Raw genomic sequence first — 2,467 nt, forward strand, 5'->3', positions numbered from 1 at the left:
AACGGGCGAGAAAGCCGCACAGGACGACGGTCAAAACGAGAATGAGGATGATGGTAACGGTATGCATGAAGGAGCGGCGACGTGCTGAAACGCTGATTATAAGGCGCAGCCTGTCTCTGGCACGCGCTGCGTGGGATTGCGTACATACAGCAAGTCACAATCGCGGTAAGATTGCCACACTGGCCCTTTTACCGGCGCGCCTGGCTTTCACTCTGACTGGTTCCTGTTTTGTTCAAAAAGATTTTCACCGGCTTGCTATTGTCGCTGGCACTGCTCATCGGGGCGGCGCTGGCCACCTACCTGTATTACTGGCGCCCCGCGCTGGCGCCCATCGAACCGCCTGCCGCCACGGCCTTTTCCCCGCAAGTGGTGGAGCAGGGCCGCATCCTGGCCGGCATGGGCAATTGCGCCGCCTGCCATACGGCCCAGGGCGGCGCCGATTACGCGGGCGGCCACGGCCTGGCCACGCCGTTCGGCACGATCTACGCGACCAATCTCACGCCCGACACGCAAACGGGCATCGGCCGCTGGTCACTGGCCGCCTTCCAGCGGGCCATGCGCGAAGGCGTGGGCCGCGATGGCGCGCATTTGTATCCCGTCTTTCCATACACCCATTTCAACCTGGTGTCGGACGCCGACCTGACGGCCTTGTACGCGTATTTCATGACGCGCCCGCCCGTGTATGCGGCATCTCCCGCCAACAGCCTGCCTTTTCCCCTCAACCTGCGCCCCTTGCAAGCCGGCTGGAAGCTGCTGTTTTTCAAGCCGTCCAGCTATCAAGCGGACCCCGCGCAAGGGCCGGACTGGAACCGGGGACGCTATCTGGCCGAAGGCCTGGCCCATTGCGCCGCCTGCCACACGCCGCGCAATGCGCTGGGCGCCGAGCTTGCCGCTTCGCCCTATCTGGGCGCGGCCATCGACCATTGGTATGCGCCAGCCTTGACCAGTGCCAACACGGCGCCCCTGCCGTGGACGCAAGATGAGCTGTACGCCTTCCTGCGCACGGGGGCGACGACCTTGCACGGCGTGGCGGCCGGGCCCATGTCGGCCGTCGTGCACGAAGGCATGGGCGCTTCGCCCGATAGCGATATCCGCGCCCTGTCCGTGTATTTTGCCGGCGTGGCTGGCATCGGCCAACGCCAGGTCGATACCGATACCGTCGTGCAAGCGGGCATCACACGGTCGCAGCGCGTCAGCCTGGTCGACAATGACCGGGGCGCCAGCCTGTACGTGGCCGCCTGTGCGGCGTGCCACTCGAACAGCGATGGCCGGCCCGTGGCCCTGCGTCCGGAACTGAGCCTGAACAGCGCCGTCAGTGCGCCCGATCCCGCCAACCTGATCCAGGTGATATTGCATGGCATCAGCAAGGATGAAGCCATGCCCGGCGTGCTGATGCCCGGCTTTGCCGCCTCGCTGACGGACAACGATGTCGCCCAGCTGGCCGCCTATTTGCGCCGCAGCCGCAGCCATCAGCCGGCCTGGACGAACCTGGAAGCGGCAGTGGCGCAGACCCGTGCCGGCAAGTAATTCTTGAAAGTTTCTTATGTATAACGCTCATGTATAACCCTTATGTATAACCTTACCGTGAATGGCCAGCCTTTCGGCACCGAGGCCGATGCCGAGACACCTTTGCTGTGGGTGTTGCGCGACGAAGCCAATTTAAAAGGCACGAAGTTCGGCTGCGGCATCGGCATGTGCGGCGCCTGCACCGTGCACGTGGATGGCCGCGCCATGCGCTCATGCATCACGCCGGTTGCCGCCGTGGCCGGCTGCGCCATCACCACGATCGAAGGCCTCTCGCCGGATGGCACGCATGCGCTGCAGCGGGCCTGGCTCGCCACGCAGGCGCCGCAGTGCGGCTATTGCCAGTCGGGCCAGATCATGCAGGCGGCCACGTTGTTGAAAGACTATCCACAGCCGACGGATGCCAATATCGATGCCGTCATGAGCGGCAACCTGTGCCGCTGCATGGCGTATGTGCGTATCCGCAAGGCGATCAAGCTGGCGGCCGGCATGCAGGAGGTGCCCGGTGTTTAAGTTGCCCAAAGAAACTGCCAGTGGCCATCCCCCTTCGCCGGGGCGGCGCGGTTTCCTGATCGCGGCCGCCGGCACGGGTTTTACCCTGGCCTTTTTGCGTGCCGATACTTCCCTGGCTGCCGGCAAGGCGGCGCCCGTGCCGCCAGCCACGTCTGCTGCGCCCGAGTTCGACCCCAGTATCTGGTTCCAGATCGGCCGCGACGGCATCGTCACCGTGAATATCGCCAAGGCGGAAATGGGCCAGCACATCGGCACGGCTCTGGCGCGCATCGTGGCCGAGGAGCTGGAAGTGGACTGGAGCAAGGTGCGCCTGCATTACGTGGACACGGATCCGAAATGGGGTTTGATGGTGACGGGTGGCAGTTGGTCCGTCTGGCAGAATTTCGACCCGCTCAGCCGCGCCGGCGCGGCGGGCCGCCTGGCGCTGGTC

Annotated in this window: 3 protein-coding genes; all 3 read left to right on the forward strand. The window is 64.7% G+C overall.

Annotated features, from left to right (window positions below):
* The first annotated feature begins 228 nt into the window (after positions 1 to 228).
* Entirely contained in the window at positions 229 to 1,527 is a 1,299-nt protein-coding gene (locus tag K0F85_RS14615) for a cytochrome c (RefSeq protein ID WP_219116717.1), read from the forward strand.
* A 42-nt stretch (positions 1,528 to 1,569) separates the two neighbouring features.
* A complete protein-coding gene (locus tag K0F85_RS14620) occupies positions 1,570 to 2,037 on the forward strand; it encodes a (2Fe-2S)-binding protein (protein WP_219116718.1) in 468 nt (155 codons plus the stop codon).
* Positions 2,030 to 2,467 (forward strand): molybdopterin cofactor-binding domain-containing protein (locus K0F85_RS14625; RefSeq protein WP_219116719.1); only part of this gene is annotated, 438 nt, incomplete at its 3' end. The genes K0F85_RS14620 and K0F85_RS14625, both read left to right, overlap by 8 nt.

It is taken from the genome of Janthinobacterium sp. UMAB-56 (genome assembly GCF_900095265.1).
Lineage (GTDB): Bacteria > Pseudomonadota > Gammaproteobacteria > Burkholderiales > Burkholderiaceae_D > Janthinobacterium.

Coding starts and splice junctions, on each gene's coding strand:
- K0F85_RS14620 (WP_219116718.1), top strand. CDS start 1,570: ATGTATAACCTTACCGTGAATGGCCAGCCTTTCGGCACCGAGGCCGAT.